The organism is Termitidicoccus mucosus (assembly GCF_038725785.1).
GTDB lineage: Bacteria > Verrucomicrobiota > Verrucomicrobiia > Opitutales > Opitutaceae > Termitidicoccus > Termitidicoccus mucosus.
In genome coordinates this window covers 581,453-606,080 of record NZ_CP109796.1, presented here as the reverse complement: position 1 = coordinate 606,080, position 24,628 = coordinate 581,453, and the positions used below count along the sequence as shown (strand labels likewise).

6 protein-coding genes are annotated in these 24,628 nt (G+C 68.5%); all 6 read right to left on the bottom strand.

Going from position 1 to position 24,628, the window contains the following annotated elements; genetic code table 11:
* Positions 1-20: 20 nt before the first annotated feature.
* Positions 21-12,659, bottom strand: a complete 12,639-nt coding sequence (locus OH491_RS02080; RefSeq protein WP_342750842.1) for a filamentous hemagglutinin N-terminal domain-containing protein — start codon at positions 12,657-12,659, stop codon at positions 21-23.
* Positions 12,660-12,701: 42 nt separating this feature from the next.
* The gene (locus OH491_RS02075) at positions 12,702-16,904 is read right to left on the bottom strand and encodes a filamentous hemagglutinin N-terminal domain-containing protein (RefSeq protein WP_334319175.1); all 4,203 of its coding nucleotides are present in this window, start codon (positions 16,902-16,904) and stop codon (positions 12,702-12,704) included.
* A 34-nt stretch (positions 16,905-16,938) separates the two neighbouring features.
* Positions 16,939-18,786, bottom strand: coding sequence for a ShlB/FhaC/HecB family hemolysin secretion/activation protein (locus tag OH491_RS02070; RefSeq protein WP_068769556.1), 1,848 nt, complete (start codon positions 18,784-18,786; stop codon positions 16,939-16,941).
* Positions 18,787-19,116: 330 nt separating this feature from the next.
* The gene (locus tag OH491_RS02065) at positions 19,117-20,181 is read right to left on the bottom strand and encodes a hypothetical protein (protein ID WP_068769557.1); all 1,065 of its coding nucleotides are present in this window, start codon (positions 20,179-20,181) and stop codon (positions 19,117-19,119) included.
* On the bottom strand, positions 20,174-23,839 hold the full coding sequence (locus tag OH491_RS02060; protein ID WP_068769558.1) for a type VI secretion protein IcmF/TssM N-terminal domain-containing protein: 3,666 nt from the start codon (positions 23,837-23,839) through the stop codon (positions 20,174-20,176). Before OH491_RS02060 ends, OH491_RS02065 begins: the two co-directional genes overlap by 8 nt.
* Before the next feature lie 17 nt (positions 23,840-23,856).
* The gene (locus OH491_RS02055; RefSeq protein ID WP_068769559.1) at positions 23,857-24,606 is read right to left on the bottom strand and encodes a DotU family type IV/VI secretion system protein; all 750 of its coding nucleotides are present in this window, start codon (positions 24,604-24,606) and stop codon (positions 23,857-23,859) included.
* Positions 24,607-24,628: the final 22 nt, after the last annotated feature.

The following is a 24,628-nucleotide window of genomic DNA, read 5'->3' as shown; positions in this document are numbered from 1 at the left end:
CAGGGGGAACTCAAGTTGGGTCAGTAGGCGGTGACGTTCTGGCTGAGGATTACGGGTTGACCGGGGAGAGGAGCCCGCGCGGTGGCGGTGGCGGGCGGCTCGATGAGGTCGCGAATGGCACCGGCCGGGAGGCCGGGGGCGCGCAGCGGGCGAATGAGGACGGACTTGGCGGCGGCGATTTCGTTGCGCGTCAGGCCGATGCCGCTGATGTGCCCGAAGAGGCGCCGGGTGCCGTCGATGAACTCGCAGACGAGGGCGGCGTCGGCGTTGCCGGCGGCGCGGCCGCGGACATAGCCGGCGAACTCCGACGGATCGGCGCCGCTGTTTTCGGCGCGGAAGACGCGAATGCAGGCCTGGAGCGCGGCCTGAATCTCGGGCACGCGGGAGACGAGCGAACCATCGTCGCCCCGGCGCATGAAGGTGTTGTGGTAAAGTTCGACGGCGGTGCGGGCATTGGCCTCGGAGATGCGCCCGTCCACCACGAGAAACATCTCGGGCGTGCGGTCCTCGCTTTGGATGATTTGCTGGAAGAGGCCGCGGTAGTGAGTGCGCGAGAGGTGCTCGCCGGCGGTGGGGCGACGGGAGAAAATGCCGACGCTCACAAGCTCGTCGCGGGTGGCGCCGCTGATGCGGTTCGCGGTGTCGGTGTCGGACATGAAGGAGGCGAGGGCGGCCTGCATGTTTTCCTCCAGGGCGGCGAGTTCGAGGGCCCGCTCATAGGGGTTGGAGGCAACAGTGTTCTGGATGGCATCGGCGGAGGCGATAAGCCAGCCGGGATACGTCGAGCCATAGTAGAGCCCGCCGTGAAAGATGCTGTCCCACGGCGTCAAGTCGGCGGAGACCAGGGAAAACAGCTCGGGGACGACGCGCCCGGTCGCCTCGGAGAAGGCGCCGTCGAGATAGGCGTGCAGCCTGATTTGGGTGAGCCAGGGCATGCGCGCCTCGTTCTTGCCGGTGATGATGAGCGTGGGATTGTTCGGCACGAAGAAGCTGGCGGTCGGGATGAAAGCCTGCTCGCCGTTATAGATGGCGTAGCAATACATGGTGCCGGCCTGGTAGTGCGTGCCGAGCAGCGTGAGGCCCTTGCCATTCACCGGGGAGGCGGTGAGCTCGATTTTGTGCGAGGCGATCATGTTGGAAACCGCCACCGCGCCCTGCGTGGATTTGATAAAAATGTCGCCGGCGGCCAAGTCGGGCTGACCATTGTCAAACGAGAGCATGGTGTTGAACTCGCTCACGTGAATGTCGCCGCTGACGGTCTCGATGTGGATGCCGCCGGGGGCGGTGGAAAAAATGGTCGCCCAGTCGGCGTGAGTGACGCGGTCGTTGGTGATGGTGATGGAGCCGGTGCCGGTGGCGATGAGCGCGCCGTCGAGCCGCATGGCCGCGCCGTCGTCGAAGTGGTAGAACTGGTCGCCGGTGGTGGTGACTCCGGAGAGGAGGATGTCGCCGGCGTTGCGGATGCGGATTTTGGAAAGCTCGTTGCCGGCGCCGCCGAGCGCGATGTGAAACGCCGCGGCGCGCCCGCGCCCGTCGATGTCCACGCCGTCCGCGCCGCCGACGCGCAACGTGGCGCCGGTCTCCATCGTCAGTCCGCCGATGACATCGAGCGAGCCGTTGGCGACCTCGATGCCGCCGCCGGAGCGGACGGTGGCCATGCCGACCGTGGCGTCGCCCGCGCCGGCGGTCATGAACTGGATGGCCGCGCCGGAGGCGGCGGACTTGAGCAGGCCGGTGACCTCGATGTCGCCGCCCTCGGTGCCGAGGAACTGCGTGCCGGTGGTCTCGATGCCGACGGTGCCGATGGAGCCGGCGCCGGCGATGTTGATGGTGTCGAGCACGCCCGACGCGCCGCCGAGCAGCGCGCCGAGAATCACCTCGCGGCCCGCCGCGTCGATGAACACGCCGTTTTGCGCCCTCACGCCGCCGCCCGCCTCCAGGGTGAAGCCGCCCCTGACCAAAAGCTCCGCGTTGGAAAGCTCGACCGCCGCGCCGGATTTTATGGTGGTCATGCCCGCGATGCCGGCGGTCGTCGTGGAAAAGACGATGCCCGCGCCCGCCGTGGCGGGCCGGAGCAGGCCGCTCACCGTGATGTCGCCGCCGGTGGTGACGTAGTTTTGCCGCCCGGCGCTGGAAACATCCACGACGGAAATGCCGCCCGTGCCGGTGGTGCCGATGTCAACCATGCCGGCATCCGCCGAGACGCGCGCGGTGAGCGCCACGCCGCCGCCGGCGGTGGTGGCGAGCGCGATGCCGCCCGAGCCGGAGACAAGCGCGCCGTTGAGCGTGATGTCGCCCGACGAGGCGGTGATGACGGCGGACTGGCCGGCGGCGATGGTGTTGGCCGTGCCGGCGGTGGCGAAGGAAAGCGCGCCGGCGGTGAACAGGCCGCGCGCATCGATGACGCCGCCGCCGGAAAACTCCACCGCCCCGGCGGTGGCGCTGATGACGAGGTCGCCGCCCGCGTCGAGCAGTCCGGTGACGGCGATGCCGCCGGTGTCGGCGACGAGGTGCTGGCTGCCGCTGCTGGCGACGTTGACGAGCGCGATGCCGGCCGCGCCCTTCGCCCAAACGTCAACCGAGCCGTTTGCGGCGGAAATGGCCGCGGTGGCGAAAACACCGTCCGCCGCCGTGAGCGTGATGTCGCCGGCGGCGTTGACGACCGCGCCGTTGAGCGTGATGCCACCGGTGGCCGCGGTGAGCGCGATGGCGCGCGCGGCGGTGAGCGTGTTGGCCGCACCGTCGGTGACAAGCGAGCCTGCGGTGAACGTCAGCCCGCGCGCTGAGTCAATGCGACCATCCGCGCCGGAGAGTATGGCGACGTCGGTGATGTTGAAAGCGATGTCGCCCGTCGCGGCGTCGGTGGTCTTGAGCAAGCCGGTGCCGGTGAAGCTCGCGCCGGTGTAGGTTTGCGCGGTCCTGGTTTGCGCGCCGGCGAGCGCAATCGCGCCGGCTGTCGCGGTGGCGGTGAGGCCGGCGTTCACGGAGGTGATTTGCGCGGTGGAAAGAATGTCGCCGTTGAGGGCGGCCAGCGTGATGCCGCCGGCGATGTTGGCCACCGCACCGTTGAGCGCGATGCCGCCAGTGGCCGCGGTGAGCGCGACGGCCTGCCCGGCGGCAAGCGTGTTCGCCGTGCCGGCGGTCGTGAATGAGCCGGCGGTCACTGTCAGCCCGCGCGCGGACTCGACGCGGCCATCCGCGCCAGAAAGCTGCGCATCGTTGGTGATCTCAAACACGATATCGCCGGTCGCGGCGGTGGTGGTTTGCAGCAGGCCGGTGCCGGTGAAGTTCGCGGCGGTATAATTTTGCGCGCCGCTGGTTTGCACGCCGCCAACTGTGACCGCCCCGGCGGTCGCAGTGGCGGCGAGGTTGCCGGCGTCAACGGTGAGTTGCGCGGTGGAAAGAATATCGCCGAGAGTCGCAGCCAGCACAATGCCGCCGGTCGCGGATGTCACCGCGCCGTTGAAAATGATGTCACCGGTCGTTGCCGTGATGGCGATGTCCCTGCCGGTCGTGACGGTGTTCGCCGTGCCGGCGGTCGCGAACGCGCCAACATCGGCGGTGAGTTTGCTGGCGGCGTCGATGCGACCATCCGCTCCGGAAAGCTGCGCATCGTTGGTGATGTCGAACACGATGTCGCCCGTCTCGGCATCGGTGGTCTTGAGCAAACCCGTGCCGGTGAAACTCGCGGCGGTGTAGTGCTGCGCGGTCTTGGTTTGCACACCGGCCAGCGTGATGTCCCCGTCAGTGGCGGTGGCTACGAGGCCGGCGTTGGCGGAGGTGAGTTGCGCGGTCGCGAGAATGTCACCGGCACGCGAAGTCAGCGCGATGCCGCCGCTGGTGTTGGCGACCGCGCCGTTGAGCACAATGTTGCCGAGCGTGGCGGTGAGGACGATGGCGTCGCCGGTCGTAATTGTGTTGGCCGCGCCGGCGGTGGTGAACGAGCCGGCAACGGCGGTGAGTTTGCCGGCGGCGTCGATGCGGCCATCCGCTCCGGAAAGCGTCGCGCCGTTGGTGATGTCGAACACGATGTCGCCGGTCGCGGCGTCGGTGGTCTTGAGCAAGCCGGTGCCGGTGAAACTCGCGCCGGTGTAGCGCTGCGCGGTCCTGGTTTGCACGCCGGCCAGCGTGACGGCCCCGGCGGTCGCGGTGGCGGCGAGGCCGGCGTTGGCGGAGGTGAGTTGCGCGGTCGCGAGAATGTTGCCTGCGAGCGAGGTCAGCGCGATGCCGCCGTCGGTGTTGGCGACCGCGCCGTGAAGAGTAATATCGCCCGTGGTGGCGGTGAGCGCGATGGCGTCGCCGGTCGTAATTGTGTTGGCCATGCCGGCGGTGGTGAACGAGCCGGCAACGGCGGTGAGCCGTCCGGCGGCGTCAATGCGGCCATCCACGCCGTCGAGCCGCGCCGCGTTGGTGACGTTAAACATAATGTCGCCGGTGGCGGCATCGGTGGTTTTCAGCAGGCCGGTGCCGGTGAAATTCGCGGCGGTGTAGTTCTGCGCGCCGCTGGTTTGCACGCCGCCAATCGTGATCGCCCCGGCGGTCGCAGTGGCGGCGAGGTTGCCGGCTGCAACGGTGAGTTGCGCGGTGGAAAGAATATCGCCGAGAGTCGCAGCCAGCACAATGCCGCCGGTCGCGGATGTCACCGCGCCGTTGAAAATGATGTCACCGGTCGTTGCCGTGATGGCGATGTCCCTGCCGGTCGTGACGGTGTTCGCCGTGCCGGCGGTCGCGAACGCGCCAACATCGGCGGTGAGTTTGCCGGCGGCGTCGATGCGGCCATCCGCTCCGGAAAGCGTCGCGCCGTTGGTGATGTCGAACACGATGTCGCCGGTCGCGGCGTCGGTGGTCTTGAGCAAGCCGGTGCCGGTGAAACTCGCGCCGGTGTAGCGCTGCGCGGTCCTGGTTTGCACGCCGGCCAGCGTGACGGCCCCGGCGGTCGCGGTGGCGGCGAGGCCGGCGTTGGCGGAGGTGAGTTGCGCGGTCGCGAAAATGTCGCCGGCACGCGAGGTCAGCGCGATGCCGCCGTCGGTATTGGCAACCGCGCCGTTGAGCATAATGTCGCCGAGCGTGGCGGTGATCGCGATGGCACCGGCGGCGGCGAGGGTGTTCGCGGCGCTCCCGGTGGAGAACCAGCCGGAGTCTGCCGTGAACGCACCCGCGGCGTCGAGCGCGCCGGCGCCGCTGCCCGTATCCAGAAACGCAATACTGTGCGAGGCGGCGAGGGTCACGTCGCCAGCGACGGTGGTGGTCTTGAGGGTGCCGGTGACGAAGATATTGGAGCCGGAGAAGCCGAGCGACTTGCCGCCGGTGATGTTGCGCAGCGTGAGGTCGCCGCCGGCGGAAGCCGTGAGACCGCCGGTGCCGGTGACGATGTCACCGGGGAGGACGAGGTCGCCGCCGGCGGCATAGGACTGGTCGCCGTCGGAGGTGGCGGCGATGGGGCCGGCGTCGAGGCTGCCGTTGGTCGCGGTGGCGGTGATGCCGCCGGAGCCGCCGGACGCGGCAGCGAGGTCGCCGCGCAGCGTGATGTCGCCGTCCGCACCGAGCACGATGTCGCGCCAGGCGGTGAGAGTGTTCAGCGTGCCGGCGGTGAGCAACGAGCCGGCGGCGATGCCGATGTCGCGCGCGGACTCGACGCGACCCGAGCCGGAGAACTGCGCCGCGCCGGTCACGTCGATGAGCACGTCGGCGTCCGCGCCGGTGGTTTTGAGGAGGCCGGTGCCGGTGAAGCCGACGGCGGCATGGGTTTGCGAGGAACCGGTGAGCACGTCGCCGACGGTGATGGAGCCGTTCGCGGCGGTGGCGGAAAGAGAGCCTGCGGCGGTGAGCCGGGCGTTGGCGAGGATGTTTCCGGTGGCGGCGTCGAGCTCGATGTTGCCGGTGGCGGAGACGACGGCGGCGTTGAGCTCGATGTCGTTGCCGGACGCGAGGGTGATGTCGCCGGCGGCGGAGAGGGTGTTGGCGGAACCGGCGGTGACGAGCGAGCCGACGTCGGCATGGGCGGTGAGGCCGGCGGCGGAGTCAACCAGCCCGGAGCCGGAAATGGCCAGGTCGCCGCTGCCGGCGGCGAGGGCGATGTCGCCCGCGCCGGCGTCGAGGGTCTTGAGCGAGCCGCCGACGATGACGCCGAACCAGCCGTAATAATCCTGCGCGCCGCCGCTGGCGACATCGGAGATCCGGAGCATGCCGTCGGCCGCCGTGAGGCTGACGCCGTCGGTGCCGGTGAGCGAGGAGGTGATGGGCGCGTTGGCGGTGAGGCTGCCGGCGGCGCGCAGCGTGACGCCTCCGGTGGCGGAGGCGAGCGCGCCATTGAGGGTGATGCCCGCGCCGAATCCGTCCGCGCGGATGCTGACGGCGCCGGCGGTGGCGATGGTGTTGGCCGCGCCGGCGGTGGTAAAATTGCCCGCGGCGGTGGCGGAAAACGCGCCGGCGGAGTCAACTGTGCCGGTGCCGGAGAGGAGGATGTTTCCGTTGGTGGCGTTGATTGCGATGCCCGCGCCCGCGCCGGTGGTTTTGAGCAGACCGGTGCCGGTGAAGCCGGCGGCGGCGTAGGTTTGACCCGCGCCGGTCTGCACGTCTCCGACGGTGATGGCGCCGTTCGCAGCGGTGGCCGTCAGGCTGCCGGCGGCGGCGGTGAGTTGCGCGGCGACGGAGATGTCTCCAGCGGCGGCGGTGAGCGCGATGTCGCCGGCGGTGGAGGTGACGGCGCCGCGCAAGCTCATCGCGGCGGCGAAAATGCTGATGCCGCCGTCCGCCGCGATGGTGTTGGCGGCGTTTCCGGTGAGGAAGTTGCCGACGGTGGAGCCGGTGAAGTTGCCGCCGGTGCTGACGATGGCGTCGGGGCCGGCGAAGGTGATGTTGCCGGCGCTGGCGCGGAGGAGGATGTCGCCGGTGCCGCCGAGGGTGCCGGTGAGGGTGATGCCGCCGGCCCGGAAACTTTGCGTGCCGGTGGTGGTGACGTTGGCCAGGGTGAGGCTGCCGTTGGAGCTGAGGTCGATGCCGCCGTCGCCGGCCACGAGGTCGGCCAGCAGGCGGATGGCGGAGACTGCGGGGATGTGGAGTTTTATGGAGTTGCCGCCGCGGAAGTAGGCGCCGGCGGGCAGCGTGATGGTGCCGCTGCTGGAGCTTGGGTAAGTGATGAGGAGGTCGCGCGCGGCGTCCACGCGCGTTGTCGCCGCGAAATCGAGGCTCGGGCCGGCCCAGCTTCCGTTGTAGTTGAAGGAAATGTCGCCCGTGCCGGGGTCGGTGGTGACGAAGGTGCCGGTGGCGGCGGTCTTCCACGACTCGTAATACTGGGCGCCGCGGGAGGTGATGGAGCCGTTGAGGTTGAGGACGCCGCGCCCGCTCACGAGACGGACGCCGCCGCCGGTCGAGACAATGTCGCCGTCGATGGCGGTGAACCAACTGTCGGCATAGGTGTAGCCGGACGGCACGGGATTGGAGATGGCAACGTCGCCGCCCGCGCGAAGCGTGCCGCCGGTGAGCAGGGTAAAGCGTCCGCCGGTCGCGGAAAAGGCGCCCGCCGTGTCCGCGTCCTTGATGGCGATGTCGCCAGTGTAGGCGTCGTTTGTCGCCTTGACCATCTGCCTGAGCCCGATGCCCGAGCCCGCGCCGGTGGTGCGAAGCGTGCCGCTGGTGGCGGTGAACGCGCCGTAATAGGTGTAGGACTGCGAGCCGGCGGTCGTGACCGCGCCAACGGTGAGCGCGGAGCCGGAGACGGCGGTGAGCGCGCCGGCGGCGGTGAGGGAAGAGGAGGCGATGATGCCGCCGTTGGCCGCGGTGAGAAGGATGGAATCGCCCGCGGAGGTGACGGCGCCGGCGAGGGCGATGCCGCCGGAGCCGTCGGCGCGGATGCCGACCGGCCCGGCGGCGGTGATGGTGTTGGCCGCGCCGGCGGTGGCGAAACCGCCCGCGGCGGTGGCGGAGAACGCGCCGGAGGAGTCAACCGCGCCGTTGCCGGTGAAGGCGATGCCGCCCTCGACCAAGCCGCCGGTTTCGATGGTGATACCCTCCCCGGAGGCGGTGGTCCGGAGGAGGCCGGTGCCGGTGAAGTTATTGCCGGCGTGGTAGGCTTGCGCGCTGCCGGAGGCGACGTCCCCGACGATGATATTGCCTTCGCGGTTGGTCATCGTGACGGCGCCGGCGGTGGCGCTGACGGCGGCGCCGGCGGTGATGAGCCCCCGCTCGCTTGTGATGCCGATGTCGCCGCCGCGCGCGGTGAGCGGGGCGTTGAGGGTGATGTGGCCGAGGAGGTTTTCCAGCGCCACACCGCCGGCGGCGGTGACGGCGCCGTTCAGGATGATGTGTGCATTCGCAAACAGGGAAACGTCCCCGCCTGCGGTGATGGTGTTGCCGGCGCCGCCGGTGGTGAAGTTGCCGCTGGTGGTGGCGGTGAACGTCCCGGCGGCGTCGATGCGACCGCCGGAGGAAAGGGTGATGTCGCCGGCGGTGGCGTTGAGAGTGATGTCGCCGGCGGCGGCGTTGGCGGTCTGGAGCAGGTTGGTGATGTTGAGCGAGCCGGCGGTGATGCTGATGTCGGTGCCGGAAATCAGCGCGCCGAGGGTGAGGAGGCCGCCGGTGTCGAACGCGACGGACGCGCCGCTGGCGGTGCCGGTGTAGGTGATGCCGCCGTTGCGCGCGGTGTGGGTTTGCGCGCCGAGCAAGGATGTGGCGTTGACGAAGGAGACGCCGCCGTTGGACGAGGTGAGGGCGATGCCGCCGGCATCGGAAGTGATGTCGCCGGCGAGGGAAACGTTGCCGCGGGCGGTGATGGAAATGTTGCCACCGGCATCAATGGTGTTGGCGGCGGTGGCGGTGGCGAAGGCACCGTAGGAAGTGGCGGAGAACACACCCGCCGCGTCGATGAGGCTGCCGCCGGAGAGGGCAATGTTGCCGGAGTCCGAACGCAGGGCGATGTCGCCGCCGGTGGACCGGACCTCCGCGCCCAAGGTCATCGAACCGGCGGTGACGCCGATGTTGCCGGCGGCGGTGATGGTGTTGGCGGCGGTGGCGGCATTGAACGCACCGGAGGCGGTGGCGGAAAACGCGCCGGCAGAGTCGATGCCGCCGACGCCGGAAAGGGTGATGTTGCCGGCGGTGGCGTTGATGGCGATGCCCGCGCCGGCGTCGAGGGTTTGGAGCAGGCCGGTGCCGGTGAAGCTCCGGGCGGCGTAGGTTTGCGAGGAGCCGGTGAGCACGCCGCCGAGGGTGATGGCGCCGGTGGCGGCGGTGGCGGAGAAGGAGCCGCCGACGGCGGTGATCTGGGCGTTGGAAACGATGTTGCCCGTGGTCGCGGTCAGGCTGATGTCGCCGTCCGCCAGCGAAGCCCCGCCGCCGAGCTGGATGCTGCCGTTGGACTTGATGGCGAGGTCGCCCGCGCCGGGGTTGACGATGCCTGCGGCGAATGTGATGCCGCCGACGGTGGACGCGAAGGTAACGTCGCCGGCGAGGGTGACGGACTGGTTGTAGGTCTGCGCGTTCGCCGTGGTGATGGAGACGCCGGAGACGGCGATGCCGTTCGTGCCGGTGACGGCGACGGACGCGATGTTGAGGTCGCGGAGCAGCGTGACGGCGTCGCCGTCCAAGGTGAGGGCGAGGCCGGTGTTGTTGATGCCGCCGTCAAAAACGAGGTCGCCGCCGGCCCGGGCGGTGAAGGAGTTGCCCGTGAATTGCAGGCTGCCCGACCAGAGCTGATCACCGGTGGTGGTGAAGGCGGTGTTGCCGCCGAGCTTGACGAGCGAGCCGGTGACGCTGATGGACTCGAAGCCGGTGCCGCCGGAGTTGCCGAGGGCGCCGCCGAACGAAATTTCCCGCGCGCCCGCGATGGTGAGCGACGGCGCGGGGCCCGCGCCGGGGGCGACATTTCCGGCGAAGGCAATAGTGCCCGTGGCGCCCGTGGCGAGCGCGACGCTGCCGCTGATGGCGACATTGCTGTCATACGTCTGCGAGCCCGCGGTGGAGAGTTCGAGGTTTTGCAGGGTGATGCCACCCATGGCGCCGCCAACACCGGAGGCGCCGCCACCGGCGGCGGTGCCAGCATTGCCCGGATCGCCACTGGTCGCGCCAGCGTCGGTCGCGCTGCCTCCGCTTCCAGCCATGCCCCCAATGCCCGAGGAGCCTCCCGCCCCGGCACCGGTTGTGGCTGTGAGCGACTGGTTGCCAGCGGCCTTGCCGGTAATAGTAATGCCGCCGCCATTCCCGCCATTGCGACCATCGCCGCCCTTGCCGCCGCCGCCGCCACTGCCGCCGTCACCGTTGTACGCCAAGTAACTGGACGCGTTGCCGCCGTTCCCGCCTTTGCCGCCGTTCCCACCCTTGCCGCCGTTCCCTCCGACGCTGACCAAGGAGATATTGCCTGTCGAGACCGGTACTGTCGCGGGAAACGTCACCGTGATCGTCCCGCCGCTGCCGCCTGCTCCGCCATGACCGCCGCCGCCGCCGCCACCACCGCCACCGCCGCCGGTGCCACCGCCGCCAGAAGTTCCATCACCTCCATTCTCGCCGTTGCCTCCAGCGCCACCGCCGCCGCCATTGCTCGCAAGAGTGATGGCGCCGCCAACGCGAGCGGACTCGGCAAACGTCAGGCTGACCGCGCCGCCGTTGCCGCCGGCCCCGCCGGCAGTTCCGCCCTTTCCTCCCGCACCTCCAGCCACGACCCAGTTATCACTACCCACGGCATCGTTGTCGCCGTTGCCTCCATTGACGCCGGCATTACCCGCAGCACCGCCAGCACCCCCGCCGCCGCCTCCGTATGAACTATTATTAACTTGGGAACCGCCCGCGCCGCCACCGCCGGTGGGCGAGGTGACGCTGGTCGTGCCGTCGCCGCCCCTGCCGCCGTGGGCGCGGATGTCGATGTTGCCCGAAATCGTGCCGGTGACGGTCAGCGTGACAGCGCCGCCGTTGCCGCCCGCGACTCCGGCGGCTCCGCTGCCGCCGTCGGCGTTGGCGGTGAGGGACGAGAAGTTTTCGATGCCGCCAATCGTGACGGCGCCGCCGTTTCGCCCGGTGCCGGCGGCTCCGCTGGTGTTGATCGCCAGAGCATTGGCGCCGGTGCCGCGCATCGTGCCGGTGGCGGCGGCGAGACTGCCGACGGTGAAAGTGCCGCCGCCCGCGCCGACGTTTATCAGGCCCGAGCCGGCACGCAGGGAAAGTGCGCCCGCGAGGGTGATGGAGGCGTTTATGTTGAGGTCGTTGCCGGCGTTCAGCAGGAGGCTGTTCGCGTTCGCGATATGGTTGATGGCATCCGCCACGATGATGTCGCCGGTGAGGGTCTTCACCTCCACGTTGGAAAGGCCGAGCTGGGTGTAGAGGGTGGTGAGGTTGAGGATGTAGTCGCCGTCGCCGCCTGCGGTGAAGGTGCCGGAGGTGTTGGTGGAGGTATCGGCGCCGCTGGAGATGGTGAGGTTGTCGGGGTCGAGGAGAAGCGTGCCGGCCAGGCCGCTGGCGGCGCGGAGGTCGGCGAGGCCGGCGTAGAGGAGGGATTTTTTGCCGGAGACCTCGGCGACGCCGCCGTGGGAGAAACCGGTGGCGGAGATGTTGCCAAAAAAGCGCGTGGTGTCGTCGGCCCAGACGACGACCTTGCCGCCGGCGCCGTCGGCGGTGGCGTCGGCGCGGAGCGTGGCACCCTCGGCCACGTAGGCGGCCTCGGCGTTGCGCACGGCGGCGTTCGCCCCCTGGTAGTCGCCGCCGACAAGGATTTCGCCGCCACCCGTCGCGCCGCTGGCGTCGATCAGCGAGTTCCCGCCGAGGCCAACGTGCCGGCCGGTGATTTCCACGCGACCGCCAAGTCCGGCGGCGTTGGCGGCGTCGATGGTGCCGGTGTTCCAGACCTCGCCGCCCCCCTGCCCTTCCAGCCGGACGTCGCGGGACTTGATCACGCCGGAGTTTTTCACGGCCATCGCATACAGGTCGCCGGCGGCCAGCAGAGCGCGCGCAGACTCGACGCGCCCCGTGTTTTCCACGCCGGGAGCGCCGCCGGGCGCCTGCGCGCGGGAGGTCGCGGTGGCGTTGACAAAGACGTGCTCGCCGCGACGCCCGATCAGCACGTCGTCGCCGGCGGCCAACATCACGAGACCCGCGGGCGCGGAGAGCACGCCGGCGTTGCGCACCGTCTGCCCGACGAGGTGGATGGCACCGGCGCGGATCGCGCCGTCGTTCGCAATCTCGCCGGCGAGGCGGGTGAAGTTGTCGTTGCGGGAAAGAAAATCACTGTTCGAGAGCGAGCCGGCCGCGGCGTAAATCTGCCCCACGTCGATGACCGCGTTCTTCCCAAAATAGATGCCGGCCGGATTGACGAAATACACGATGCCGTTGGCGCGAAGATTGCCCAGCAGCGAGGAGGGGTCCGCTCCGGTCACGCGGTTGAGCACGCGCGCCAGTTCATGCGGCTGGATGAACTCCACCGTGTAGCCTTCGGGAATGTTGAACTTGTCGTATTCGATGATCGCGCCGTCGGAGGCGCGGATGCCCGTGTAGTTGTCCTGATGGTTGAAGGTCGCGTCGCCGGCCACCACGTTGCCCTGCGGACCGGGGTCGCCGGCGCGCAACGAAAGCGGCGCGCAACCCAGCGCGGCGGAAAGCACGACGCGCAGGCACCAGTCGGCCTCGGCGCGAAAGCGGCGAACAGCGGAGGCGAGGGTGATGCGGCGGACGGGCATGACGAGAAGATTAAGGAGCGGGAGACAGGTGCGCGGTCAGGGTTAATAATGGACGGCCAGGCGGAAAGGGGCGGCGGGCGCGGTGTCGGCGGAAGCGGCGGCGATCATGTCGCCGAGCAGATTGGAGGGCATGCCGGGGATGCGGAGCGTGCGGAGGATGACCGTCCGCGCGACGAGCACCTCGCCGGAGGTCAGCCCGAGCGACTCAATGCGGTCGAAAAGCGCGGACATGTCCTGGGCGAAGCGGCGGGTGGAGAGCACGCTGTCGCTGGCGGGCGATTGCTCCTGGACGAAGCGCGCAAACCCGGCGGGCGGCGCGGAGGGGGCGACGGCGCGGAACTCGGCAAAGGCGGCGGCGAGCGCGGCGCGGATTTCCGGCACGCGCGAGACAGCCTCGCCGGTCGCAGGGTCGCGGTGGATAAAGATGGACTCGTAGGCGGCGAGCGCGGCGCGGGCGGCCTGCTCGGAGATGCGCCCGTCGGCCACCTGATAGTTTTCGGGCTGGCGCGTCTCGCTGGGGATGAGCTGGGTGAGGAGACCCTGGCCGCCCATGATGGAGGCGATTTCGTCCGGGCTGAGGCCGCGCGCGAAGATGCCGAGCTGCTTGAGCTGCTCGCGGGTGGCGTCGGTGATGGCGGTCTGCGCGTCGATGCGCCCCATCGCGCCCTCGGTGGCGATGACGAGGGTTTCCTGGGCGCGGCGGGACTCGGGCTCGGTTTGGTTGGCGGGATTGGTCTCGGTGGCGATGACGTTTTGCGTCTCCTCCTGCGCGGGCGGCGGGACGGAGTCGCCCCAGAACGGGGTGTTTTTATAAACCGCGCCGAAAGGCGCGCCGCTGCCGGTGGCGAGGACGGGGAAAAAGTTTCCGCCGGAGGTCATGCGCCCGCCGCTCATGGAGCCGGCGGCGATGGTCTTGGCGGTGAAGGAGCCGCTCGCGATGGCGAAAGGGGCGAGCCCGCCGCTGCCGGTGGCGATGAGGGCGGAGCCGGACTCGACAAAGACGCCCGAGCCGGAGGCTGCAAGGGCGATGGAGGGGGCTTGGTAGAGGTCGCCTTCGAGGTGGATTTCGCCGGCGGAGACGTCGATGGAGCGCGAGGCGGAAAGGCTGCCGAGGGAAGCGGTGCCGCCGGCCTCGATCCTGATGGTACCGGCGGCGGGGGCGGAGGAGCCGTTGTCGTAGGCGAGAAGGGTGTCGAAGCGCCCGATGGTGACGTCACCGGCGGTGGCGGAGATGAGGATGCCGTTGGACGAGGTGGAGAAGATGGTGGCGTGCGCGGCGGGGAAGTCGGCGGGGCTGAAGATGTCGATGTTGCCCCATCGCGAGACGAGCGGGCCGTCGAGCCGCATGGCGCCGTCGGGGGCGAAGGAATAGAACTGGTCGCCGTCGGTGGTGACGGCGGCGAGGGCGATGTAGCGGGCGTCGGAAATTTCGAGCGAGGAGAGATCGAGGTCGCCGGCGACGCGGACATCGCGGCCCCGCCCGTCGATGAGGAGCTCCGCGCCGCCGCCGTAGGCTCCCAGGAGGGCCGCGCCGGCTGCGACCGTGACGCCGCCGGAGAGCCTGACTTGCGCGCCGGCGAGCCGGGCGGTGGAGGCGAGCGCGATGTCGCCGGTTTGCGAGTCGAGGTCGAGGACGACGGCGCCGCCGCTGCCCGCCATGATGGCGCCGCCGACGGACATGGCGGTGCGCCCGACAAAGGTGAGGCCGCCGGTGCTGTGGGTGTCAACGGTGCCGGAGACGGAGATGCCCGCGCCGTTGAAGGTGGAGGAGCCGACGAGGTCGAGGAGGCCGGCGATGGTGATGTCGCGGGTGCCGGCCTCCACGGTCATGCCGGCGCCCGCGCCGTTGGTGACGGTGCCTCCGGCGGCGACGTGGAAGCCGCCGTTGACCGCGACCGCGCCACTGGCGTCGATGGCGGCGGTGGAGGCGAGCGCGACGGTGCCGGTGCCCGCCGTCAGGGAAACGCCCGCGCCTGCGTCGAGCGTGGCGAGCGTGCCGGTGAGTGTGATATTGTTGGCCGCGGCGTAGGTCTGGCCGCCGTTGGTGGTGACGTCGGCGAGGGTGAGGTTGCGGACGTTGGCGAGGGCGAGCGAGCCGGTGGTGAAAACCAGCCCGGTGGCGATGCCCACATCGCGGCCCTGGGCGTCAATCACCATGTCGCCGCTGTCAAAGGCCGTCGTGAGCGAGGCCCCCGCGGCGACATCCAGCCCGCCGGTGATATAAATATCCCGCCCGCTCACCTCCGCCGTGGAAGCGAGCGCGACCGTGCCGCCGATGGCTTGCAGGGTGACGGCGCCGCCGCTGTTGGCGTTGATCGCGCCGCCGACCGAGACGGCGACGTTGCCGATGAAGGTGAGCGAGCCGGAGGTCGCGGCCACGCGCCCCGGCACGGTGATGGTGCTGGCGCCGGTGACGGAGACGCCGCTGAAACTGTCAATCGTGCCCGAAATCGCGACGGCACGGCCTCCGGCGCCGACCGTCACGCTGGCGGCGTCGATGGTCGCGCCGGCGGCGACATCCAGCCCGCCGTTGACGGCGACAGCGCCGCCGGCGGCGACGAGCGCGCCAGCGGCGAGGGAAATGGTGCCGGTTTGCGAGGTGAGCGAGATACCGCCTGCCGCGTCAATGCCCGAGTCGGCGGCCACGGAGATGTCCGTCCCCGCGTCGAGGATGATGTCCGCGGCCATGAGACGGGCACCCAATCCCAGCGCGATGCTGCCGCTGGCGCGCAGGGTGAGGTCGGCGCCGAGTTCGACCATCTTCCCATCAAGCACGCGGATGCTGCCGGCGGCGTCGAGTGTGAGGGAGAACGGCGAACCCGACTCGAAGATGGTGTCCACGACAATGTCGCCTGCGCTGCTGGTTTTCACGGTGACGTCGGCGAGGTCCAACTGCGTCCAGAGATCGGCGGCGGCGAGGATGTTGTCGCCTTCGCCGGCGGTGAAGGTGCCGGAGCCGGCCACGCCAGAGGTGGGAAGGCTGTCGGAGATGGTGATGTGGTCGGGGTCGAGCAGAAGCGTGCCAACCTGGCCGCTGGCGGCGCGGAGATCGGCGAGGCCGGCGTAGAGGAGGGATTTTTTGCCCGACACTTCCGCGAGGCCGCCGCGCGTGATGCCGGTGGCGGAGATGTTGCCAAAAAAGCGCGTGGTGTCGTCGGCCCAGACGACGACCTTGCCGCCGACGCCGTCGGCAGTGGCGTCGGCGCGGAGCGTGGCCCCCTCAGCCACGTAGGCGGCCTCGGCATTGCGCAAGGCGGCGTTCGCCCCCTGGTAGTCGCCGCCGACAAGGATTTCGCCGCCACCCGTCGCGCCGCTGGCGTCAACCAGCGAGTTTTCGCCGAGGCCGACGTGCCGCCCGGTGATTTCCACGCGGCCTCCTGCGCCGGTAGTATTGGCGGCGTCGATAGTGCCGGTGTTCCAGACTTCGCCGCTCCCCTGCCCCGCCAACTGGACGTCGCGGGACTTGATCACACCGGAGTTTTTCACGGCCATCGCATACAGGTCGCCGGCGGCCAGCAGGGCGTGCGCGGACTCCACTCGCCCCGTGTTTTCCACGCCGTGGGCGCCGCCGGGCGCTTGCGCGCGAGAGGTCGCGGTGGCGTTGACAAAGACGTGCTCGCCGCGCCTGCCAATCAGCACGTCGTCGCCGGCGGCAAGCATCACGAGGCCCGCGGGCGCGGAGAGCACGCCGGCGTTGCGCACCGTCTGGCCGACGAGGTGGATGGCGTCGGCGCGGATCGCGCCGTCGTTGACGACCGAGCCGGCGAGACGGGTGAAGTTGTCGTTGCGGGAAAGAAAATCACTGTTCGAGAGCGAACCGGCCGCGGCGTAAATCTGCCCCACGTCGATGACCGCGTTCTTCCCAAAATAGATGCCGGCCGGATTGACGAAATACACGATGCCGTTGGCGCGGAGGTTGCCCAGCAGCGAGGAGGGGTCCGCGCCGGTCACGCGGTTGAGCACGCGGGCCAGTTCGTGCGGCTGGATGAACTCCACCGTGTAGCCTTCGGGAATGTTGAACTTGTCGTATTCGATGATCGCGCCGTCGGAGGCGCGGATGCCCGTGTAGCTGTCCTGATGGTTGAAGGTCGCGTCGCCGGCCACCACATTGCCCTGCGGACCAGGGTCGCCGGCGCGCAACGAAAGCGGCGCGCAGCCCAGCGCGGCGGAAAGCACGACGCGCAGGCACCAGTCAGCCTCAACGCGAAAGCGGCGAACAGCGGAGGCGAGGGTGAAAGTTTTCATCTTTGATTTCTCCATCTTGCTTTCTGATTTTTCCTCACCAGACCAGCGAGGCGCTGAAGTGGAGCTGTGAGTCGTAGCGATTGATGTCGCGGTAGGTGGTGCGGAGGGGTTTTTGAGCGAAGCCCCAGTCGCAGCGGACGTTGAGGTGGCCGAAGAGCTGGGTCTCGAAGCCGACGCCGATGCTGGAAAGCGTGAGGTCGCGCTCCCAAGGCATGCGGCGGATGATTTTGACGCGGCCCGCGTCGGCGAAAAGGCGGACGACGAAATCCCAGTCAGGCAGCGAGTGGAGGCCGGGGGCGCGCCAATTGAAGGGCACGCCGAAGTAGGTGGGCGGACGGGCGTCGCCGCGGTCGCGGGCGAGTTCGGAGAGCGGACGAAAAAGGCGCGGAACGTGCAGACGGTATTCGAAGGAGCCCATGATGACGTTGTCGCCGGCCGCCACGGAATCTGGGTATCCACGGAGTGAATACATGCCGCCGATAGTCATCAGCTTTTGCGGGATGACGCGCTCGTTGTTGACGACCTGCTGGCCGCGTGCGGTGAGGGCGATTTCGTGGGCGCGGGCGGACTTGCGCCAGTTTTCGCCGGTGTAGAACTTTTCGCCGAAGAGGAGCGGTTCCAGATACATGGAATGGCCGAGGTCGAACTGGAAAATCTGGTAGCCGGGCTCGGTTTCGAGGCGGCCGAGCGCGGACTGCCCGAAGGGGCTGAGGTTGGTGTCGCCGCTGAAATTGGTCTCGTAGGTGAGGCGCAGGGCGGTGCGCATGTGATCGGTGTTGCGCTCAAGGCGGACGGCAAACTGGGCGGCGGCGAAGCCGGTGTCGGCGGTGAGCTGGATGGCGGTGTTGTTGACGTAGTGGGTCTGCCAGGCGAGGCCCGGCGCGAAATCCACGGAAAATCCCCAGAGCCGGAACGGGCTCCAGACGAGCTCAAGGCCGGCGGTGACGGAATGGCCGGAAAACTCATCGAGGTGGATGCGCGGATCCTCGGCGACGAACTCGCTGTAGGCGCCGAAGATTTTCGCGCGAAGGGTGTTCGGGTAAAGGAGCGGGTAGTCGTAGCTGGCGGAGGAGGAGAAGCCGCCCTTGAAGGAGGCGGTGCTGAGGTCGAGGAGGAGCGTGTCGTCGCGATTGGTGAGCTGGTAGTAGGCGAAGCCGAGGTGCTCGCGGAAGTCGTCGGTGGTCTCGGTGCCGGAGTTGGAAATCTGCGCGTAGGCGAACCAGGGGCGGCGCTCGGCGACGAGGTAGTCGAGCGTGACCTCGCCGGGGGTGGCGCCGGCGGCGAAGGAGGCATCGACGCGGCGGGCCGGGTGGCGGTTGAGGTCAAGGAGGTAGTTGTCGAGGCATTTCTTGAGGAGCGGGCTGCCGGGCGCGCCGCCCGCGCCGGCGCGGAGCGGCGAGTGGGAGCGGATGTTGCGGTGGACGCGGTGGTCAACGGACTCCTGCGGCGGGACGCGCGCGCCTTTCGCCACAGAGCGAACCTCGCCGACGCGGCTCACCCAGACGACGAGGCGCAGGGCCTTGCGTCCGGCGGGCCGGTAGTCCTCGTGCGTCTGCGGGTCGATGTCCTCGCGGTCAACGACCACGAACACGCCGAAGAGCCCCTGCTGGTTGTAGTGCGCAGTGACGGTCTGGAAAATCGAGACGAGCGCGGACTCGGCAAAACGCCCGCCGGGAAACTCGTCGCCGAGCCTGGCCGGAGCGGCGGGGGCGTCCGCCGCCGGCGCCTGATAAACGCCCTCGACGAGTGAGAGCGGCACGGTGATGTCCCTCAACGGGGCGAGCGTGGCCGGATCGTCGGCGGTGGCACCATAGGCAAACTCGAAATGCTCGACAGAAAACACCGACGGGACGTCCGGCGCGGCGGGGGCCTGCGCGCACAAATAGCATCCCGGCAATAAAATGCCAGAGACGAATATTATAATATAATTGATTGATTTTAAACGCGCTGACATCGAGTGAAATCCGGTCGGGAATACGGCATTCAAGCCAAAAAATATATAATCATTGGCCCACGCTCGCCTGATATTTTATTTACATATAATATAGGATAAATAGTTTCGTTTTTATCCGGCCAATCAAAGGGATATCGGGGAAGTCAACATACCTCGACAGGGCGAAGTGAAAGTGGCCGGTTGGCCAACATCGTCAATGGGCCGCTTATTACAATGGCTGGATATTTTTGTAATTCATGGCTGGATATTATGAATTGATTATCCGCCCCACAGTTTCCGGAGACGGCCGATCAAACCGGCGGGCGGGCCGGCCTCCCGCAAGGCGGCGGCACGGGACAAAAGCGCAAGCGCCCGGTCCCGCGTCGGCGTGAGGTGAAAAATGCCGCGCGCGGGGATGCCGTTGGCGTCGGCTCCGTCCTTGATTTCCGCCGCGAGGCGCTCCGCGTGCGGGGCGAGCGAATACGGGATGTCGGTCAGGGGAGGGAGCAAGGCGCGGTCGGCGCGCAGACAGAGGAAATGAGGGCTGTCCGGCTGTCCGACGATCGTATCAATCCAGCCGGTCCCGTTGCGAACCAGGTGAAGCACGGGGAATTTTGCATCGAGCTGGGTGAGCCAGAAGGCCGTCCACCAGAGCAGATCCAGATCGGCGCGAGGCGAGGCCGCGGGCAGGCGCAGCGCGCAGCCCGGCCCGGGCCGCGGCGTGGCGGTGGGCGCGAAACCGTGCAACTGGCTTTCAACCACATGCAGGATGCGCGTCCAGCCGGTGTGATCGATCCCGGGACGCAGGCCGTCCGGCAGCGGAGGAACCGCGTCGGCGGCCGGGGCGAGAGCGCCGGCGAGCGCGGCGCGCCCCCGGGCGATGACCTGCCGCACGTCCGCGACCGTCGCGGCGGCGCGCCCGGCACGGGCGATGGTTTCGAGGGCGGAAAAACACTCGCGCAGCACCACCGCGGCCGGCGCGCCGATGATGTGTGCCATGACGACAAACGGATAACGCGTGCGCCCCTTTCCATCGCTCGACGAAACGAGCCGCCCGAGCAGGCACTCGCCGACGCGATGCCAGAGCAGCCAGTGATCGTAGTTCTCCTCCGGAGGAACAGGCGGAAGCTTGTCCCACGCGCCGGTGTCGATCTGGCCGGAAATCCCCTCGAGATAAAGGTAGCGCTTCGCCTCGAGGAGCGTGACGGTGTCGATGCCGATGTCCTCCATGTGGTCGTTCCAGGCGGGATGCTTGCCAAACGCGGCGAGATGCAGGCGCGGGGGCGTGTCACGGCGGAGCGAGCCGATCTCTTGGTGCAGGAAATCCTGGAGAAAATCAGGCATCGGGAGCGGAAACCGGGGCATCCGGGGCGGCGGGCGCCGTGACGTGGGACTCGAGCCGGAGCGAGCGGATGCTGGGCCAGTCGGCGGGCGCAGGCAGTGGACGCTCGAATTGCAGGCCGAGGATGAGGAAAAGATCGGTGCCGGTTTCGTCCTTGGCGGAAACGGGCGCCTGCCAGCCGCGACCGTCGGAGTTGCGGACGCTTTTGGCCTTGAGCAGGCGCAGCGCGGTCCAGTCCTCCGCAAAGGCGCGGACGGCGTCGGCGGTGGGCTTCACGTCCGCCGCGAGGAAGAGCTCCAGGTCGGGGAACTTGTCCGTCACGCGCGCCGAGGCGAGCTCGGCGTCGGAGGCGGTCTGCGTGCGGGCGGCCCGCCCCGCCATGCGCGCGGTGCGCCACAGGTTGCCGGCGAAGACCGCGCCGAAATCGGACGAGATGCCCTGCTCGTTGATGAACTTGCGCTGGTCGGCGTAATTGACGACGGAAATTTTCACCGAGGAAGGCGAGCCGTCGGTGCTGGTGAGCGCGTCGATGACCTCGAACACGGCGTTCACGCGCCCGACGGTGCGCTCGTGCTCGGCGCGAAAATCGGAGGGCACGTCGATCCGCCCGGAAAGATCGGCGCGGGCGGCCTTGATGAAGGAGGTGGTGCGCTTGAGCGACACGGGCGTCATGACGCCGGCCGAGTCCAGAATGAGCGGGAATCCGGCGTCGCGGGCGAGGTGCGCGGCGATGACGTCGCCATGGAGCCGGTGCAGATCGAGCGCGCGGGCCCGGCCGCCGGCATCCACGAGGTTGCGGACGGCCTGGCGGAAATCATAGACATTTTTGAAGTCGTATTTCTCCGACTGGGTCGCGATGGCGGCGGCCGACGCCGCGGAGTCGTCGAGCGTCCTGGCCAGCTCGCCGACGATGTTCTTTTCCAATCCGGCGGGAAGGGTGAACAGGCTCATCGCCGCCGTGTAGGTTTCCCAGCGGAAGCGGTAGAGCATCTGTTTTTCCATGACGGCAAGATAATCGGCATCGAGCTCGGCAAGCGCCGCGGCCGTGTCGCCGCCGAACACGGAGCGGGTCGCCGCAAGCGTGTCCTGCTCGATGCGGTCGAGGCGCGCGGAGACTTCCTGCAACATCGGAAATTCGGGCGTGAAGGTGACGGCGTTTTTCTTGGCAAGCTCGGAGACCTTGGCCGCGGCGCCGGGGACGGGCAGTTCCGGCTCGGGTGTGTCGGGGCCGAGGAGCCCGCTGATGAAGCCACCGGCCTGTTCGGCGGGCGGGCGGAACTTGAGCGTGATATCGCGCAGGGCTTTCAGTCCGGCGTCGGCATTGGCCTGGGCTTTCCGGACGATAGCGTCGAAGGATTGCGCGAGGGACACCGGCCCTTCCTTCGGCAGCAGGCCGGAGCTTTGCGCGGCCGCCAGGGAGTCGTCGAGCCCCTGCTTCGCCCCCGTCAGCGCGGCGTAGGTGCGGCTCGCCTCCGTCTTCCAGCCCGCGGTGGAAACGGGCCGCTGGACGTAGCGATAAAAGTCCTTCTCCGCGGAGCGGTAGGCCCCGGCCGCGTCGCGCGCCTTCGCGAGCGTGAGCGCCTCGGTTTGCTGCGCCGTGGTGTCGGCCTGCTGCGCCTTGGCAAACAACTGCCAGCCGCTCGCGATGGGGCTGTTTTCGCGGAACGAGGGGCCGGCGGACCACGTGGCGTCGGGCCATTTCCCGCGCCCCGCGCCGTCCTTGTAATACGTCCACTCGAAAACGCCGTTGAGCGTAAACGGTGCCTTCGCGTCCTCGGTCCAGAGCCCGAGCAGCGGGTTGAGAAACGCGCCCGGCTCGAACTCGACGCGCTGGCCGGGAAGCGAAGGGAAATGAATGACGCCCTCGAGCTGGACGAGCGCGGCCAGGGCGGAGGTCTCGCGCGGGGTCCAGGCGGCGCGTGTATCTGACATTCGGATACGGGCGGCGTTGAGCGCGGGGCGCATGACGCTGGCCTCGAAGAGGGCGCGCTGCGCCTCGCGGCGGCCGGAGTTGGCCCGCACCACGAGCGCGTTCATCGGCTTGAAGACGAAGGGCACGGGGATGTCGCGCGTGACGAGTCCTTGCAGCCGGGCGTGGAATTCATGCAGGGGAATCGGCTCGCCGCCGACGGTCACGGAGGTTTCCCCGTTGTAAACGAATTTGGCGGAGCCGCGAAACTCGGGCGACACGATGGGGAACCAGGTGTGGCCGGCCTGCCAGTTGGCCGACGCGGTCTTCCAGTAGGCGCTCTCCGCGCCGACGCTGTGCTTCACGGTGTAGGCGCCCCAGATGGAGAGACCGAGCACGGCGGCGAGGCTGGCGGCGAGCGAGCCGAAGAGAATCATCTGGCGGCGCTTGACGAGCTTGCGGGTGTTGCTCGCGCGCGTGACGAGCCCCTTTTCCTTGAAGACTTTCTGCATGAACAAATCGCGCAGGAAAAAGGAGCGCTCGCGCTCGAAGAGTTTGCCCTCGGGCAGCGCGTCGGGCTGCACGCCGAGCGCCTGGGCGATTTCGAGGTCGAGGGCCTTGCCCTCGGTGAGGGCGGAGGTGAAATAAATGCCGCGGAGGAAAAGCGGCTTCGCCGACCATTCGCCGGTGACGAAGATCATCTCGAGGTAGCGGCGCAGGCGCGGCGCGAGCGCCTGGATGCTTTGCGGGAGGCCGAAGAGGGCGTCCACCTCGTCGGTGCGGCGGCCTTCGGGCGTCTCGGGCGCGGGGTCGGCGATGAGGCCGAGGCGGCGGCGCGCGATTTTTTGCGAGACGGTGTCGAGGTATTCGTCGACATGCTCCGGCGAGAAGGGCGCGTCGAGCGGGGCGGGGTTTGACCAGCCGGTCATCTGGTGCTGGAGCTGCGGGTCCTTCAACCCGGCAAAAAATTCGCGGAATCCGTTCAGCAGGTCGCACTTCGTGACGAGGACAAACACGGGGAAGCGGACGTCGAGCGTGCGCTGGATGCGGTCGAGTTGTTCGGCGATCTTGCCGGCTTTTTTCGCGATGTCGTCGCCGTTGTCCCTGAGGAGCGAGTCGGCGGGGATGACGAGAAGCAGGCCGTTGACGGGGCAGTTGGGGCGGTTCTTCTTGAGCAGGTCGAGAAACGCGTGCCACTCGGTGGTGGTGCCGGGCGGCGCCTCCTGGAAGAGAAGCTTGCCGGCGGTGTCGAGGAGCACGGCCTGGTTGGTGAACCACCAGTGCATGTTGATGGTGCCGCCCGCGCCCTGCATTTCGTCCTGGAGGCCGGGGGGGAAGCCCACGTTGCAGTGGCGGACGGCCTCGGTTTTGCCGGAGCCGGGCTCGCCGACGACCATGTACCAGGGAAGTGAATACAGGTCTTTCCCCGCGGAGCGGAATTTGTCGAGGCCCTTCTGGAAGTTCTGGCGGAGCGCGTCGAGCTGGGCCTTGCGCGCGGCATCGCTGACGGAGGAGGAGCCGGAGCTGTTGTCGGAAAGCTGCGCGGCGAGGCGCTCCTCGGATTTCTTTTTCTTTATGCGGCGGAAAAGGTCGAACAGGAACAGGAGCGCCGCGAGGACGAGGAACCCGATGGCGAAGACGGTCATGATCGCCTGGTCGGCGAAGAGGAGCTTGCCGCCGATGGCCGTGCCGGCGAGCAGCATGGCCACGTAGCGCAGGTTGTCGGAGATGTTGTCGAAAATTTCTCTCATGTTTTTTTCGCGTTTTCTCAGCGTTCGGCGGCGGCTTCGTTGCCGGCGGGCTTGGATGCGGCGGCCTGATGCTCGCGGATGGTGTCGATGGCCTCGTTGAGCTCGCTCGACGAGGTTTTGAAGAGGACGACATTGGCGGCGATGACCATGATGATGAGGCAGGCCGCGGTGATCAGCATCGGCACGAGCACGGAGCCCATGGGCAGCGGCAGGTTGGCGGTGTTGGTGTGCTTGTAGCTGTCGGGGCAGATGAGGCCGGTCTCGTCGGTGTCGAGAAACTCGCGGATGCGGGGCTGGATTTCCCTCATCTTTTTGCGCAGGTGCTCGGTCTGGCCCTGATACCAGCCGGTGAAACCGAGGCCGAGGCAGGTGTAGAAGATCACGAGGCGGTCGGCGGCGCCGTCCTTGTTTTCGGCGAGCGTCTCGTCGAGCAGGTCGAAGAATTTCTCGTCACCGGCGAGTTCGTTGCGTTCGTAGGCGAGGCGGTTGTTGTTCCACTCGTTGGCGAAGGGCAGCCTGCTGTCGGAGATCATCGAATCGACGAAGAAGATGAGCGGGAGCTCGACCTTCTCGTAATTCTGGAGCAGGCGGGCGTCGGCCTTGGCCTGCCCGGCCATCTTGGCGAAGATCGCCTTTATCTCGGCGGCGGCGATGGCGAATTCGCCCGACGAGGCCTTGCGGCCAAGGCGGTTCAGGCGGCAGATTTCCTGAAAAAGCGGCTCGCAGAGCGCGGGCAGGGTGAGCGCGGTGGCAGGGACGGATGACATCGGAATGGGAGGGACGCGGGTG